This is a genomic window from Streptomyces botrytidirepellens, assembly GCF_003721215.1.
In the GTDB taxonomy this organism is placed as follows: domain Bacteria; phylum Actinomycetota; class Actinomycetes; order Streptomycetales; family Streptomycetaceae; genus Streptomyces; species Streptomyces himastatinicus.
This window is the reverse complement of record NZ_RIBZ01000823.1, coordinates 1-14,956: the sequence shown is the minus strand read 5'-3', so window position 1 is coordinate 14,956 and position 14,956 is coordinate 1. Positions and strand designations below refer to the sequence as shown.

10 protein-coding genes and 4 pseudogenes are annotated in these 14,956 nt (G+C 66.4%); 8 read left to right on the top strand and 6 right to left on the bottom strand.

Annotated elements, in window-relative coordinates:
* Positions 1-621, top strand: a pseudogene (locus EEJ42_RS42535) (IS3 family transposase); the annotation flags it as partial.
* Positions 622-734: 113 nt separating this feature from the next.
* On the opposite strand, the gene EEJ42_RS42530 reads toward EEJ42_RS42535, so the two are convergent.
* The 4 genes from EEJ42_RS42530 to EEJ42_RS42515 form a co-directional block, all read right to left on the bottom strand.
* A complete protein-coding gene (locus EEJ42_RS42530; RefSeq protein ID WP_123107489.1) occupies positions 735-1,271 on the bottom strand; it encodes a hypothetical protein in 537 nt (178 codons plus the stop codon).
* A gap of 148 nt (positions 1,272-1,419) precedes the next feature.
* Positions 1,420-3,453: a hypothetical protein gene (locus EEJ42_RS42525; protein WP_184503533.1), complete on the bottom strand. Its 2,034-nt coding sequence runs from the start codon at positions 3,451-3,453 to the stop codon at positions 1,420-1,422.
* Positions 3,450-4,643: a 5'-methylthioadenosine/S-adenosylhomocysteine nucleosidase family protein gene (locus EEJ42_RS42520; RefSeq protein WP_123107488.1), complete on the bottom strand. Its 1,194-nt coding sequence runs from the start codon at positions 4,641-4,643 to the stop codon at positions 3,450-3,452. Before EEJ42_RS42520 ends, EEJ42_RS42525 begins: the two co-directional genes overlap by 4 nt.
* 6 nt (positions 4,644-4,649) lie before the next feature.
* A complete protein-coding gene (locus EEJ42_RS42515) occupies positions 4,650-5,408 on the bottom strand; it encodes an NUDIX hydrolase (RefSeq protein ID WP_123107487.1) in 759 nt (252 codons plus the stop codon).
* Positions 5,409-5,653: 245 nt separating this feature from the next.
* On the opposite strand from EEJ42_RS42515, the gene EEJ42_RS42510 reads away from it, so the two are divergent.
* The 4 genes and pseudogenes from EEJ42_RS42510 (at position 5,654) to EEJ42_RS42490 (ending at position 9,561) form a co-directional block, all read left to right on the top strand.
* Positions 5,654-7,129, top strand: a complete 1,476-nt coding sequence (locus tag EEJ42_RS42510; protein WP_123107490.1) for a tyrosine-type recombinase/integrase — start codon at positions 5,654-5,656, stop codon at positions 7,127-7,129.
* A 75-nt stretch (positions 7,130-7,204) separates the two neighbouring features.
* Positions 7,205-7,552, top strand: a complete 348-nt coding sequence (locus tag EEJ42_RS42505) for a hypothetical protein (protein ID WP_123107486.1) — start codon at positions 7,205-7,207, stop codon at positions 7,550-7,552.
* On the top strand, positions 7,549-7,809 hold the full coding sequence (locus tag EEJ42_RS42500) for a hypothetical protein (protein WP_123107485.1): 261 nt from the start codon (positions 7,549-7,551) through the stop codon (positions 7,807-7,809). Before EEJ42_RS42505 ends, EEJ42_RS42500 begins: the two co-directional genes overlap by 4 nt.
* A gap of 655 nt (positions 7,810-8,464) precedes the next feature.
* Positions 8,465-9,561, top strand: a pseudogene (locus EEJ42_RS42490) (integrase core domain-containing protein).
* Between the two features lie 185 nt (positions 9,562-9,746).
* On the opposite strand, the pseudogene EEJ42_RS42485 reads toward EEJ42_RS42490, so the two are convergent.
* A pseudogene (locus EEJ42_RS42485) lies at positions 9,747-9,971 on the bottom strand (biotin carboxylase N-terminal domain-containing protein); the annotation flags it as partial.
* A gap of 183 nt (positions 9,972-10,154) precedes the next feature.
* On the opposite strand from EEJ42_RS42485, the gene EEJ42_RS42480 reads away from it, so the two are divergent.
* From EEJ42_RS42480 to EEJ42_RS42465, 3 genes and pseudogenes are all read left to right on the top strand, one after another.
* On the top strand, positions 10,155-11,159 hold the full coding sequence (locus EEJ42_RS42480) for a calcium-binding protein (protein ID WP_123107484.1): 1,005 nt from the start codon (positions 10,155-10,157) through the stop codon (positions 11,157-11,159).
* 64 nt (positions 11,160-11,223) lie between these two features.
* Positions 11,224-12,000 carry a calcium-binding protein gene (locus tag EEJ42_RS42475; protein ID WP_123107483.1) on the top strand — a complete coding sequence of 259 codons (777 nt, stop codon included), beginning with the start codon at positions 11,224-11,226 and terminating at the stop codon, positions 11,998-12,000.
* Positions 12,001-12,728: 728 nt separating this feature from the next.
* Positions 12,729-13,558: pseudogene (locus tag EEJ42_RS42465) on the top strand (IS5 family transposase).
* Between the two features lie 125 nt (positions 13,559-13,683).
* Here EEJ42_RS42465 and EEJ42_RS42460 read toward each other — a convergent pair.
* A complete protein-coding gene (locus tag EEJ42_RS42460; RefSeq protein ID WP_123107482.1) occupies positions 13,684-14,796 on the bottom strand; it encodes an integrase core domain-containing protein in 1,113 nt (370 codons plus the stop codon).
* Between the last annotated feature and the right edge of the window lie 160 nt (positions 14,797-14,956).

Sequence of the window (14,956 nt, the reverse complement as noted above, 5' to 3'; positions counted from 1 at the left end):
TCCACACCGAAACCAGAGGCCCTCGCCTCGTTCAAGCACCACTCACGGCGCGTCGCCCGTCACCAACGTCCCCGGACAGCACACCTAGCGCGAGAGAACCCCACCTGGGGATATGTCAGGATCCAAGGCGAGCTGCGGCGGCTCGGTCATCGGGTTGCCGCCGCCACGATCCGCCGCGTCCTGCGCCGCTTCGGCCTGCCGCCCGCACCGCGACGCGCCTCCCAGCAGACCTGGCGCTCCTTCCTGCACTCCCAGGCCCACACGCTGCTCGCCTGTGACTTGATGCACGTGGAGGCCGTTTTCCTCAGACATCTCTATGTCTTCTTCGTCATGGAGATTGCCACCCGGCGCGTCCACGTCCTGGGTGTCACCGCTCACCCGAGCGGCGCATGGGTCACTCAGCTCGCCCGCAACCTGCTCATGCACCTCGGAGACAGGGCTGGATGCTTCCGGTTCCTCATCCGGGACCGGGACAGCAAGTTCACCGCCGCGTTCGACGCCGTCTTCGCCGGCGAACCTGCTCCGGGCTCATTGCTGCTCATCATCGGCGTGCCCCGACGGCCCTTCCCCTGCGCAGAGATACTGGACTCTCCGCCCGAAAGAATGAAGATCGACTTGTAGAACCGCACAATCGAGCCAGCAGACGCATATCAGTGATCAAGACGAGTGCCGAGCCTCCATCAACCCCGGAACGCCTCAGAAAGAGTTTTCAGTCCGTGGCGTCGGGCAGCATCTCACCTCTCGGCGTATTGCAGGAACCGCACACCCAGGACGACGAGTCCGGCGGCTTCCAGGATGGAGACCGCGACCAGAGGGGCGCTATCCGTGTTGTGGCACCAGAAGGTGATGAGTGCGGCAAAGGGAGTGACGAGGAAGGCCACCAGATCGACGACTGTCTGTGTGGTCTTGCGCGAGACCCGTCTGGCATCGCTGCGATGGTAGGTCTCCCAGCCGAACAGCGGTTCCTCCACGTTTGTGGCCTCTGCGAGTCGGGACGCGAGCTCGGTGCGGACGTAGCGCCCGATGGCTGAGATTTTCTCGTCGTTGACCAGGTGCGTCCATCCGAGCACAAGACACACCACCGGAAGGGCCAGGATCAGCTGTGGGTAGTCCGTCTGCGCGGCGACGGCCGCGACGGCGGTCACGGCCGCAAGAGTCACGTACAGCAGGTTGTCCCTGAAGCCGATACGTGCACGCTGCTCTTCCTTGATCTGTGCGTACTCGGCAAGGAGTACGGCGCTGGTGCTCCGTTTCCTGTTACTGGCGGTCATGACTGGCTGTCACCCTCGTATCCCAACACCTTGGCAGGGGTGGCTCGGTGGTACCCGTACTCGGCCCGTGGTGCCTGGACCTTCAGGGAGCTGCCGTGCTCTCGACAGTTCCCTGGACGGTCGGCCTCCGGATCCGGTCCGGGAGGACTCAGTCGGTGCTGTCCGCGGGCGGTGGACTGTCGGCGTTGTTCCGCTCGATCCATGCCTTCCCGTCGGCGGCGATGCCCTCCAGGAGGCGGAACGTATGGGCGAAGCCGGCCGCGTCGAGGTTGTTCTGCGAGAGGTCCCGGGCGTTCTCGTACGGTTCGAGTTGGTGGCTGTCGGCGTCCTTAATCCGGATGGTTCTGGCGGGGCCGTTGGAGAGGAGCAGCGCCATCTCGTAGCCGATGCGGTCGTCCTCAGTGACCTGTACGGAGGAGAAGGCGTTGAAGCGGTAGTTGGTGCGTTGTTCGCCCGGGCGAGTAGCGCGGGCGAAGTCGACTTCGGTGCTGATCTCACGGATACCGTTCCGTGTGGCCAGGAACAGCCGGAGGGTGTATCGGGAGTAGCGCCAGGGGCCGCCTCGGCGCCGTGCTCGTCTGTAGGGGCGTGCCGGTGTCGTCAGGATCGTGTGGGCGATGATGTCGTACCAGGTGAGCTGGTGGTGACGGAGCACATCGGCGGTGAAAAGGACCTTGTCGTGGCTGAGCCACGCCTCCATCTCGGCGTCGGAGGGCCGGATGGCTTCCAGTCGCTCCTTCCAGCGCTGGAACTCCTCCTCACGGGCGTACATCCGCCGGTGGTACTCCTGCGTCTCCTCGACGAGCCGCTGTTCCTCGCTGCGTATGTCCAGCCACACCGAAGCTGCCCGGCGCCCGCTCCCGATGGCGCCGAAGAACACGGCGAAGGTGAGGAGGCCGTGGAACGCACCCGCCGAACCTGTCGCGGCGGTGACAGTGATGGCCAGGGACGTGACGCCCAGCACGGCCAGGGCGAGCCCGCAGGCGAGTTTCGTCGTCACCGGAGTCCGGTACCGCTGCCGGTGGGCGAACAGCGCGCCGTTGTGATGGCGGTCCTTGGCGTCCCGGGCCAGGTAGCGGATGAGCCAGTTGACCCGGTCGACGCTGATTCTGCTTTCCCGGTAGAGGAACGCGACCTCGGCGGCCAGAACGGCGCGGATGCCAGCGGAGTGGGCGAGCCACTCGGGATGGTCGAACCCGTGCGGCACGTACTTGCCGAAGTAGTGCTCGAAGGACTTGCGGACGCGGCTGGTGAACCCGTCCGCGGCGGGGGCTCCGCCGCCCGCGGGTGCGGGGGAGGGGGCGGCCGGATCCGGTACCGGCTCCTGGTTCGACGCTTGGTCCAGCTCCTGCTCCTTGGCCTGCAGCCGGTGCTTGTTGTGCCACCATCGCTGGCCGAACCGGGCGGCGAGGAATCCGGTGCCGAGCGCGATCAGCAGCTCGACGATCGCGGTCAGCGGCTCCGCGATCACTGCCGAGATCCCGAGGAATCCCGCGGCGACGACGAACAGACCTGTCCAGGCCGCCAGACGAGGACGGTAACGGAAGGCGGTGCTCTCCGCGGGAGGCTGGGTCCGTGCCCCGATGGGATCGGGCTCGAAGTAGTACCGGACCCGCAGGGAACGGTCACCACGGAACTGCCCGGCCTTGGCGAGCTCGCAGATTTCGGCCCACAGGGTGGCTTTTGTCCGGCTGGTGAGCACGAGGTCGAGGTGGTGGACGATCAGGTCACGTTGGGGCGGTGCCAGATCCCCCAGCCGCTTCAGCACGGCGGCGGTCTCACTGTCAGCTTTGCCGGGCAGTGCCAGCAGATCGAAGACGACCTGCAGACCGGGTTTCCAGTCCTTGTCCTCGGCGTAGCCCTGCATGACGTCCCGCGTCCGGTCCAGCTGACGGCGCTCCTCGGCACTGAGGTCGTGGTGGGCGCGTTTGCTGAGCATGGCGAGCGTCCAGTGGAAGCGGATCTGCGGGCCGTCGTGGTTGTGGGTGATCGCGTCCCAGATCAGTTCCCGCGCCCGGCCGGGCAAGCCTTCTTCCAGACAGCGGACCCCGACCTCGTACTTCTTCTGGGGCGAAGCGTCCGGCGGGACGATGTTGATGGTGGAGTCGTGTACGTCCGAGGCCTGGAAGCCGACGAAGGAATCGTGCGCCTCGTTGTGCGTGGAGGGAAAGCCCTCGGTCATACCGGGTCACCCGCCGCCGCGATCAGGGACGCGAGACCGGCGGCCAGTTCCGGGTGGTCGGCGAGCAGGCCGCGCAACTTCCTGAGCGCCATAGCTGCCTTCTTCGGATGCGCCGGGGCGTTCGCGGTGCACTTCTCCGCTGCGCGCCTCGCGATGCTCAGTTCGCCCTGTGCCTCGTGGAGAGTGTCCGCGTCGAGGGTCCCGTTGGCGTGGTGTCGTGTCAGGTGGTCACGGAAGTGGTCCAGCTCCGCGACCAGTTCCGTCGGGGTGGACGCCTTCGGAGTTGCCCCGCCGACGTGGATGGTGCTGCCGGTGACCTCTCCGGCCATGAATCCCACCGTGCTGGAAAAGGCCGTGTTGACGACGCTTCCGCTGCCCCTGCCAGTTCTGTCTTTCTGGGCCATGACGGTCCGCTCCTCTTCTTCCGCTTTCTCTGCCAGTTCCGCTTCCTTGATCAGTTCTGAAGCCAGCCGTACCGCGAAAGCCGCCGCGTTCGCCGCGGCGCGTGGCTGCCGCTCGCGGTCCTCCGCACCGTTCTTCGTGCCGTCCGCCCGGTCACTGATGCCGCGGACGATGCCGACCGGCAGACTGCTGAGATGGCCGGCCTGTGCCACGCCGGCGGCTTCCATGTCGATCGCGAACGCGTCGTTGTAGTGCTGCCGGAGCCATGCGGCCTCGGCGGAGTTCCGCGAGTTCTGCAGGACCTCACCGGCGGCTATCGGGCCGAAGTGCACCCGCGGCACTTCCCCGTTCTCCGATGCGTGGCCGACCCGGTCCGTCATCCGGGCCAGATGCTGGCCGAGCTGGATGGTGCCGTGCGGCGCCTCCCACACCCGGGGCCGCGCCTTGAGTCCGTCGTCCTCGCTGGTCGCGCCGTGGTAGGCGTACACATGGGTGGCCATCACCACGTCGCCCAGCGCGATCGAGCTCCGCATGCCCCCGGCGACACCGACGAACAGTACGGCTGCCGGAGAGAAGTGCTCGATCGCGCGCTCCGCCAGCACTGCGGCCGAATGGTTCCCCTTGCTCGTCAGGCCGAGTGCCACACGGCACGAGGTGCCCGGCACGGTACCGACCTCGAACCGCGTGCCGCTCTTGTGTACGGTCACCTGTGGATCGGCCAGTTTCCTGTGCACGGCCTCGTATTCGAGATTGAGGGCAGCGAGAATCACCACCAGGTCATTTGACATGTATTCTCATTCCTTTGCGTGTTCCTCTGTTTGTTCATCCACCTGCTGTCCCGCCGGTGCTGGCGCGGGCCGGACCAGCGGAGGCGAGAGCACCGTGGTCGGTCCCGCGCGGAACAGGCGTGCGGGGCGCCCCACCGTGGTCCTGCGTCCCGTCCCGGCCGGAACGATGAACCCGTCCACGGCCTGGACCTTCCGGTAGAAATTCCGGGTGTCGAGCGTGACGCCCCACACCGCCTCGTACACCTGCCGCAACTCGGCGATGGTGAATGGGTCTCCACAGAACGCCGTGGCCAGTGCGGAGAACTCGAGCTTCGTGCGGGCACGTTCAATTCCGTCCGTCACTATCCGATCGTGATCGAAAGCAAGCTTCACCTGCCCGGAAAGGACTGTGTCCGTCGGAATCCATGAGGCATTCGCGGCATCCGTTCCCGCGACCGGCTCAGGAAGGCGTGGTGCGATCGCCAGATGCGCAACCGAGACGACCCGCCCACGGGGATCACGCCCTGGATCCCCATAGGTGGCCAACTGCTCCAGATGAAACTGCCGGGCATCAACAGCGGTCTCCTCGCCCAGCTCGCGGCGAGCGGCCTCCGGGATCGCCTCACCGGCGTGGTTGAGGAAACCGCCGGGCAGCGCCTGCATGCCAGCGAAGGGTTCCTTGCCCCGCTCCACGAGCAGGACACACAGCCGCCCCTCACGCAACGTCAGGATGACAAGGTCAACTGTGAGCAGAACGGACGGCGGCGCCCAGGAATCATCACGCATGGCGCCGACCGTATCGGATTACTGTCACATTGACAATATACCCCTCGACATGCACTGCTTGGCACACTATTTGTGAGCAGCAACATCGATCATCGAAACACCGACTGCCACCGCCCCTCACCTGGGCCACGACAAGGGGAACACCCAGTTCAGAGCCCTATCGAGTCTGAGGTGGTCGCGTGGTGTGCCCGTCGGCGGAGACTGGGATCGTCGGCACATCGCGCCACTCCCAGGAGGCGATCATCATGCGCTCCATCACTGACCGTGGCCGGGTCTACCGGCGCTGTGGATGCCGCGACGCACACCGCCACCAGATCGGAACCCGCTTCCCACGACTGGCAACCGACTGTGACCACGGAAGCTGGACCTTCGCCGTCGACCTCCCCTCCCCCGACCACCGCCGTGCCACTATCCGCCGCGGCGGCTTCCCCACTCAGGACACCGCCCAGGCCGCGCTGCGGCGGATCCTCGAGGGCGAGGCCGGCGGGTTCAACGGCGACCCGAACCAAACCGTCGCCGACTACCTCACGACTTGGCTGGAGACGAAGGCGTACGTGCTCAAGCCGACCACGCTGGCCCGCTATCGCGACTACGTCACCGGCGACCTGATCCCCGCCCTGGGCGCGCTCAAGCTGGACGACCTCGGCCACCGCCACATCGCCGGATTCGTTCACACCCAGCTCGCCGCAGGCCGCGGCCAAGTGACCGTCTACCGGTGCCTGGCCACCCTCTCCAGCGCCCTGGGCGACGCCGTCCGCCAGCACCGCCTCACCCACAACCCCGCACGCCCCGCCGTCCTGCCCCGACCACCCACCGCCGAGCGACGCATCTGGACAGCCGAGGAAGCAACCCACTTCCTGCACTACTGCCACCACACCGACCCACTCATCGCCGACCTGTGCGAACTCCTGATCGGCACCGGCATGCGCAAAGGGGAAGCACTCGCCCTCCACTGGCACGATGTCCACCTCAACGAAGGGGTGCTCTACGTCCGTTACACCCTCTCGGCCATCAACAACGCCCGCCTGGTCATCACCTCACCCAAGACCCGCAGCAGCAAGAACTGGGTCGCCATCTCCCCGCGCGTGGCAGCCGCGCTCACACGCCGCGCAGCCGACGCGCCGCAGTCAGCATTGGCTGACCGATCCGACGACCCGTTCACCGGACTGGTCTTCTGCCGACCCGACGGCCGCCCGCTGAGGCTTCAGACCGTCCTGGACCGCTTCCGCCGACGCGCCAAGGAAGCAGGGGTCCCCCGTATCACCCTGCACGACCTGCGGCACCTCGCCGCCACCCTGTCCATCACCGCGGGCACTCCCCTCACCGTCGTCTCGAAAACCCTGCGGCACTCCACCCTCTCCACCACCGCGAACCTCTACAGCCACCTCACCCAGCAAGCCGCCCACGACGCCGTGGACGCCATCGACACCGCACTGGCCCAAGCCGACCTCACCGCCGATTGCCATCCGCACTGGCCCGCCTGGCTGCGACCACGCCGCGACCACCCGAACGGACACTGGGCACGCCTCACGCTGCCCTACTTCGCCGCCCCGGCCGCCAGTTCACCCGGCGCCTCCACACCCCAAGGCGTGTGTGCGACCACCATGCGACCACCACGCCGCACAACACGAAGAAGGCCGCTCTCCCATCTCTGGAAAAACGGCCTCCGACCTGCGAAAACGCTGGTCGGGACGACAGGATTTGAACCTGCGACCCCTTGACCCCCATAGGAGTCTCCCACGGCTACCGCGCCCGCACGGTAGGGTACGACGAGTAACCCTGCACAGGAGGTCATCGTGAGTGCGCAGCCAGACGGCCCGTATGGACCCCTGATCCCCATGCCCGACCTCACCCCTGACGCACTGCGCACGGCTGTCGCCCGGATCGCTCCCAGCAGAGTCCCTGCGCTCACTCAGCATTTGTTCGAGGCGACTACAAACGCACAGCAGACACAGAGCCTCGCGCCCCTGCGGGCTTTCGTCCACTCATGGGCCGTGTTCGTCGCCATCGAGCGGCACCCGGAACGCGCCGCCCGCCTCCGTGAACTCGAGCAGATCGTCGATATGGCCGAACAGGACCCGACGGCGGCCATCCATGAAATTCAGCAGATCCGTAAGGCCGCGGAGGCCGAGGCGGGGCTGTGACCGACTGGACCTGGGAGTACAACCCGAGTGAGGAGTACGTCGCCGACGGACTTGCGCCAGGTGTCGTAGCAGAGGTCGAGCGACTGGCGACCGAACTCGCCGCGCTTGGAGTCGACGCGGCAAAGGTAGGTCGGCCCTTCGACCGAGAAGGCGGACTCCGAGAATTCGACATTCTCGGCGGACGCGGCTTCATTAGCTTCCTGTCAGTACCACGCCATCACTGCATCTATATCTGCAACATCACCTGGTACGGATGACGTTGCTCCCTTTCCAGCGCCGTTGTTGAGGCCTGAAGGGTGTCTTTATTGCCCTACTGTGGTTGACCTGGGGCTTTGCGATCGCCCGAGTACGGGCATGATCAGTGATCGTGGGTCTGCGACTGCTCTACCTGATCTTCTGCCGACTACTGAGCTGCCTCCTCCTGGTGGGCCGCTCGACCGCCGCGAAGAACGCCGAGATCCTTGCCCTTCGTCATGAGGTCGCTGTGCTGCGTCGGCAGGTCGAGCGGCCGCGGCTCTCATGGGCTGATCGTGCCGTGCTCACCGAAGACCGGCCCGGCCCTCGTGGTATCGGCCATCGCCTGGTCCTCGTTCGTCGGACTGGTGCGCTCTCGCGATGTTGCTTTCGACATGATCGATCGCGCCTGAAGCAAGCGAGGGCAAGTTCAACCATCTCTGATCGTCAGTCACAAAAATGGCCCGTCTCCCCCAGGCCGCATCCGGGGGTCGGACCATTATCGAACAGTAGTACCCCTTGATCGACGCAGCGCACCCTTGGCGATTAACTCTGCGCTTGCCGGAAACCTCATCCGTCCTGGTGGGGGGCGGTGCATCGGGTTTCCCGAAATCTGGCCGCGGTCGCTCGAGTCGGCGCTCTCGCGCAGTTGCTGTCAGCGCGTCATGATGATCGATCGTGCTGCTGCGATTGGCTTACCTGGGTGTGTCGAACGTGTTCGTGATGCTGCGCTTGCTGCCGATGACCGACCGGGACAAGGACGCGGAGATCCTCGCCCTGCGCCACCAGATCACCGTGCTGAAACGTCAGCTCGGCGAGCAAAAAGTCCGGTTCACGCCGAGCGATCGAGCGTTCCTGGCGGCGCTGTTGCACCGGCTGCCGCTGCACGTTCTGCGAAGTGTACGGCTGCTCGTCCGCCCCGACACGGTGCTGCGTTGGCACCGCACCCTCGTCGCACGCCGACATGCCTCCTCCTGCCGGCCCAAACGCCCGGGAAGACCGCGTACCGTGCGCTCGATCCGCATCCTGGTGCTGCGGCTGGCGGAGGAGAACCCGAGCTGGGGGTACAGGCGTCTGCACGGCGAGTTGCTTGTGCTGGGGGTGAAGGTGGGCGCGTCCACTGTCTGGGAGATCTTGAAGGAGGCCGGCATCGATCCTGCGCCCGAGCGGAACTCCAGTACCTGGGCCAGCTTCCTTCGCTCTCAGGCTGAGGCGCTTCTGGCCTGCGACTTCATGGAGACAGTCACCCTGTCGGGGATGCGGATGTACGTGCTCGTGGTGATCGAACACGGCAGTCGCCGGATCCGGATCCTGGGCGCCACCGCGCATCCGATCGCATCTGGGTAGCGCAAGCGGCGAAGAACCTGGTCATGGACCTCGAAGACCTCGGCTGCCGGGCACGGTTCATGATCCGGGACCGGGATGGGAAGTTCCCCGAACTGTTCGATGCCGTCCTCAAGGACGCGGGGATCGACGTCGTGCTCAGCGGCATCCAGATACCGAGGATGAACTCGATCATGGAAAGATGGATACAGACCTGTCGCCGCGAGCTCCTGGACCGGACGTTGATCTGGAACCAACGACATCTCCTCGCCACCCTGCGCGAGTTCGAGCAGTTCTACAACGGACACCGACCACACCAGGGCATTGCCAACGCCAGACCTCTGCACCCCCTGCCCCCACCGATCGACGATCCGGACACGTTAGCCCACCTCAACATACGTCGACACGATCGCCTCGGCGGCATCCTCCACGAGTACCGGCATGCTGCTTGACCTGCACGGATGAGGTTTCCGGCAAGGGCAGTCGTGGTGGAGCTCGCCGCCGCCCGACTGGACGAAGGCCGACCCGTACGCGACCGAAGTCTGGTCGGTGATGGCTCGTTCGCTATGGCGCGCACGTGGACAGGGGCGCAGCCCGTGAGTACCGCCGCGCCGACCAGGACCGCCGCGTCCAGGAAGGCCCCCAGCCCCTCGCCGTCGAGCACCACGACCTCGTCGGCCATGCGGGCGTGCAGCGCGTCCGCCTCGTCGCGGGAGCGCAGCGCCACCGTCGGCAGGTCCGGCTCGCGGGCTGCGCGGATCACCCGTACCGTGATCAATTGAATGCGGTACGAATGAATCGTTAATTGACACCTCCGGGGCTGATGCAAGTCAAACAGCGGGCATGCCCCAGGTGATCCCATTCCCGGCCAGGGCGACGATCCACGCGCGGAGACCCTTGTGTTCGGCAATGGCGCAAATTCGGCTTCAGCACGGCTTCACATCCCGACATGCTCTGGGTGCCCAGGGGCCAGCGCCGATCACTGGTCGAGCAGGCGTTGGCCATGGCGGTATGGGAGGAGTCTGCGCGGACTGAGGACTGTTGAATGCAGCAAGGACATTCGGGTGTCGCGCCGGGGTGGGCCGCACCGAACGTTCGGCGCTTGCGGCCACACCCTTTCCCCCGGTACTCCGCCGGAGCCGGTTATCAGGTCCCGGCCGCGGTCGGCAGACCGCAAAAGGTAGCGCTCCTTCGAGCGAACACCGGCAATTTCGACCGGGAAGCACTGCGCACAGTTGCGAGATCGATATTCAACGCCCTATTTCAGGAGCAGGTCATGAAGAGAACGCACCATCGCACCGGGGCACTTCTGGCCACGGTGTGCGGTTTCACTCTGTGCCTCCCTGGCGTGGCCCGCGCGGCCGACGCACCGACGCCACATCTTTTCGCCACGACGCTGGTGAACAAGACCGGCACCACGATCACGGTCACCGCCGGAGTCGGCCGGGGCAACACGATCAGCGTCTGGCAGTCGGGCAGCAACATCAGAATCAGAGACACCGGAGACACGGTCGCACCGTCCGGCGATTGCACCGCCATCAGCACGACCGAAGTCGCCTGCAGGGCCGCCGACACGACCGAACTCGTGGTCAACGCCGGCGACCAGGACGACACCGTCACCTCCTCGCTGGCGGCCCTCGGCGTCACCCTCATCGGCGGTGCCGGCAACGACAACCTCTACGGCGGATCCGCCAACGACACCCTCGAAGGCGACGAGGGATCCGACTTCCTTTCCGGCGGCGCAGGAAACGACACGCTGACAGGGGGAGCCGAGGCGGACAGGATCTTCGGCGGCTCCGGCAACGACTCCATCGAGGGACGCGGCGGCTCGGACATCGTGGACGGCGGTGCCGACAACGACGTGATCTACGGCGGCAGCGGCAACGAGCAGATCGTCGCCGGCGCCGGCAACGACTACGCCGAGGGCGGCAACGGCCGGGACACCATCGACGCCGTGGACAACGTCAGCGGTAACGACTACGTCGAAGGCGGCGCTGACGTGGACGTCTGCCGCGCCGACTTGGGCGACAACGTCAGCGGATGCCCCTGACCAGCGTGAGTGAGCAGCACGCCAGTACCCGTACACGGCGAGACGACACGAAAGGCGGGCACCGATGAGAACACGAGGTATCTGCACCACGGTGGTGGCGATCGGCGCACTCACCTGCGCCCCGCTGACCGCCGCTTCCGCCGCGCCCGGTGCGGCCCCCGGCGGAAGCCTGGCCGACACCACGGTCGTGCAGGAGGTGGGCGACACCCTTAGCGTCACGGCTGCCCAGGGTGTGGCGAACGACATCACCATTCGGCGTCAGGGCAACGTTGTCGTGGTGACGGACGCGGGGGACACCGTGTCCGCCGTCGCCCCGTGTCAGTCGACGGGGACGCACACGGCGGAGTGTCCGCTGCCCGTCACGTCGACACGGGTCAACGCCAACGACTCCGATGACAGCGTCAGCATCTCCCCGAACCTGGAAGCCGCCGGAACGGTGATCGGCGGTGCGGGTGACGACCGCCTCAACGGCGGTCCCCGGGCGGACCGGCTCGTCGGTGACGACCCGGATGCCACTGGCCTGCGGGCGACGCCGGGCAACGACACCATCAACGGCGGCCCCGGCAACGACACGATCTCCGGGCTGGCCGGCAACGACACCATCTACGGCAATGCCGGCAACGACACTCTCAACGGCGACGACGGAAACGACACACTCGAAGGTGACCAGGGCAACGACACCCTCACCGGAGGCCGCGGCAACGACACGCACATCGGCGGCGAGGGCAACGACACCCTCAACGCCGTGGACAACGTGATCGCCAACGACAACCTCGACGGCGGCCTCGGCTTCGACACCTGCAACCGTGACACCGGCGACACGGCCGTCAACTGCCCCTGATCAATCACTCGTTTCCTCGGTACTGCGCTGCTCAAATCGGGTGGAGGCGTCGCCGGACAGCCGTAGCGGCTGTCCGGCGGCACGATGACAGCCGGTGATGAACGACTGCTGGGCGCCTACTTCACCAGTTGCGGCGCGTGTTGTGCCCGCCTGGAACGTCCAGGAGAGACGCCGAGAGCGCGTCGGTCGGCGCCGCAAGCCCGGTTGACATCCCCGCTGCCCCTCTGAAGCATCAACGCCATGACTGCGCTCCCCCGCCTCAAGCGGCTCCGGCTCGTCGTCGGTCAGACCTGTACATTCCTCGCCCGGCCCCGGCCGGATCGTGCTCGATCGCCCCGCGAAGCAGGCGGCTTTCCGCCTCGCGCTCGCCCGTGCGCCGGCACTTGGGAGCCGACCTGCTCGGCGATGAGCCGCCGGTAGTTCGGGCACTGGGTGACGTCCTCGTACTCGCAGTTCAGGCCACCTCGATGAGCTCCAATGAGGCCCGGGCGGCGGCGATCCTCGATCGGAGCTCTTAGGGGAGGCCGGGCTTCGTTGATGCTCGGCGAGGCGGGCGGAGGCCGTGGGCGCCATTCCCACGTCGGGGCTCAGGGCCCGGGATACCTTCGGGCGTACCACGGTCCGCCCGCCTCTCCCGCTCTGGCCGAGAGCGGGGGCCTTCACCGCCGGACGGTGAACGCTTAGGGTCTGTCGTCAAATGATCTTCGGTTTGGGATCATGGTCGGGTGATACGTCGCCATGAACTGTCCGATGCCGAGTGGGCCTTCGTGGAGCCGTTGCTGCCTCGGGCTGAGCGGGGCCGCAGACGGCTGGACGACCGGACGGTCCTCAACGGGATCGTCTGGAAGTTCCGGACCGGCACGGCCTGGCGGGACGTGCCCGAGCGGTATGGCTCTTGGGCAACGCTGCACACCCGCTTCCGCCGCTGGGCCAGGGACGGCACCTTCGAGCGGATGCTCCGGGCCGCCCAGGCGAAGGCCGACGCGGCCGGGGACATCGAGTGGCTGGTGTCCGTCGACTCCACGGTCGTGCGGGCCCACCAGCACGCGGCCGGAGCACGAAAAGGGGGCTCCGTGCCCCGGGGCTCGGCCGGTCCAGAGGCGGTCTGACCAGCAAGATCCACCTGGCCTGCGATGCTCTGGGCCGACCGCTCGCCTTCACCATCACCGGCGGGAACACCAACGACTGCACCCAGTTCGCGGCCGTAATGGAGGCGATCCGGGTGCCCCGGATCGGGCCAGGAAGGCCCCGGATCCGACCTGCCAACGTCATAGGCGACAAGGGCTACAGCTCCAAGGCCATACGCACCTGCCTGCGGCGACGGAGCATCCGGCACACCATCCCGGAACGGTCCGACCAGATCCGCAACCGGCTCCGACGCGGCAGCCATGGCGGACGTCCGCCAGCCTTCGACAAGCAGGTCTACAAGCGGCGCAACGTCGTCGAACGGTGCTTCAACCGCCTCAAACAGTGGCGTGGCATCGCCACCCGCTACGACAAGACCGCCGAGTCCTACCAAGCAGCCGTCACCCTCGCATCGCTCCTGATGTGGGCGTGACATTTTGACGACAACTCCTAGAGCCAGCTCGTCATTGCCGGGGATCCGGAACGCCGTGCCGGAGGCGGTCGTACTCCTTCCGCCGAGCCTCGGCCCGGAACACCTGAAGGGTGTCAATATTCCGATCAGGCTGCTGAGCTGGGCGTTTCCTGTGGATGGTGAGGCGGTCGGTGTGGCGTGGTGTGGTACTCGTTGAGCAGTCCGCCGAGTACTTGCTTGCGCCTGACCGTGGCGGCGGGCAGGGGGATGATGTTCGGGTCGTCGTCTGGGGCTCGTAGGTTGAGGCTGCGGTGAGCTCGTCCAGTGTTGTAGTGCTCGGCGTACCTGGTGAGGACCGTACGTAGGTGTCGTTCGCCGGTGATGAGGAGGCGGTCGGTGCATTCTGCGCGGGCTGTGCGTATCCATCGTTCGGCGAACGCGTTGGACCGTGGGCTTTGCGGCGTGGTTGGGATGACGGCTGTGCCGTTGCTGGCGAAGACGGCGTCGAACGCGGAGGTGAACTTGCTGTCCCGGTCCCGGATGAGGAACCGGAAGCACCCAGTTCTGTCCTCAAGATCCATGAGCAGGTTGCGGGCGAGTTGCGTGACCCACCCGCCGGTCGGGTGGGCGGTGACGCCCAGGACGTGAACGCGCCGGGTGTCAATCTCCATAACGAAGAAGACGTAAAGACGCTTGAGGAAGACCGTGTCCACGTGCATGAAGTCACAGGCGAGCAGCGTGTGGGCCTGGGAGCGGAGGAAAGTACGCCAGATCTGCCGAGATGCTCGCTGCGGTGCGGGTGGCAGGCCGGAACGGCGCAGGACGCGCCGGATGGTGGCGGCGGCGATCCGATGACCGAGCCGTCGCAGTTCACCCTGGATCCTGACGTACCCCCAGGTCGGGTTCTCTGTCGCCAGGCGCTGGATGAGCACGACTATCTCTTCCGCCAGCGGTGGCCGACCGGGTCCGACTGCCGTCTGGCGCCACTTCCAGCGCACCAGACGACGGTGCCAGGTCAGCAGGGTGCCCGGGGTGACCAGCCGATTGCGACGTAGGACGGGTGGCAGGTACCGGGCGAGAGCAGAGAGCACGGCACGGTCAGCCCACGAGAGCCGCGGCCGCTTGACCTGCCGGCGCAGCACAGCGACCTCGTGGCGGAGAGCAAGGATCTCAGCGTTGTTCGCCACGGTCGATCGCCCCAGCACAAGGAGGCAGCCCAGGAGACGGCAGAAGATCAGGTAGAGCAATCGCAGACCCACGATCAGAGATCATGCCCATACTTGGACGATCCCAAAGCACCAGGTCAACCACCGTACGGCAATAAAGACACCCTTCAGGGGTCTTCCCGATCACGCCCGGCACCCTGCTGGCGTGGCATCGCAGGTTCATCGCGGCGAAATGGGACTACAGCGCGCGACG

What these genes read in the sequence shown, in the direction of transcription:
- EEJ42_RS42530 (WP_123107489.1), bottom strand. Translation starts at nt 1,271, where the DNA reads ATGACCGCCAGTAACAGGAAACGGAGCACCAGCGCCGTACTCCTTGCC.
- EEJ42_RS42525 (WP_184503533.1), bottom strand. Translation starts at nt 3,453, where the DNA reads ATGACCGAGGGCTTTCCCTCCACGCACAACGAGGCGCACGATTCCTTC.
- EEJ42_RS42520 (WP_123107488.1), bottom strand. Translation starts at nt 4,643, where the DNA reads ATGTCAAATGACCTGGTGGTGATTCTCGCTGCCCTCAATCTCGAATAC.
- EEJ42_RS42515 (WP_123107487.1), bottom strand. Translation starts at nt 5,408, where the DNA reads ATGCGTGATGATTCCTGGGCGCCGCCGTCCGTTCTGCTCACAGTTGAC.
- EEJ42_RS42510 (WP_123107490.1), top strand. Translation starts at nt 5,654, where the DNA reads ATGCGCTCCATCACTGACCGTGGCCGGGTCTACCGGCGCTGTGGATGC.
- EEJ42_RS42480 (WP_123107484.1), top strand. Translation starts at nt 10,155, where the DNA reads ATGCAGCAAGGACATTCGGGTGTCGCGCCGGGGTGGGCCGCACCGAAC.
- EEJ42_RS42475 (WP_123107483.1), top strand. Translation starts at nt 11,224, where the DNA reads ATGAGAACACGAGGTATCTGCACCACGGTGGTGGCGATCGGCGCACTC.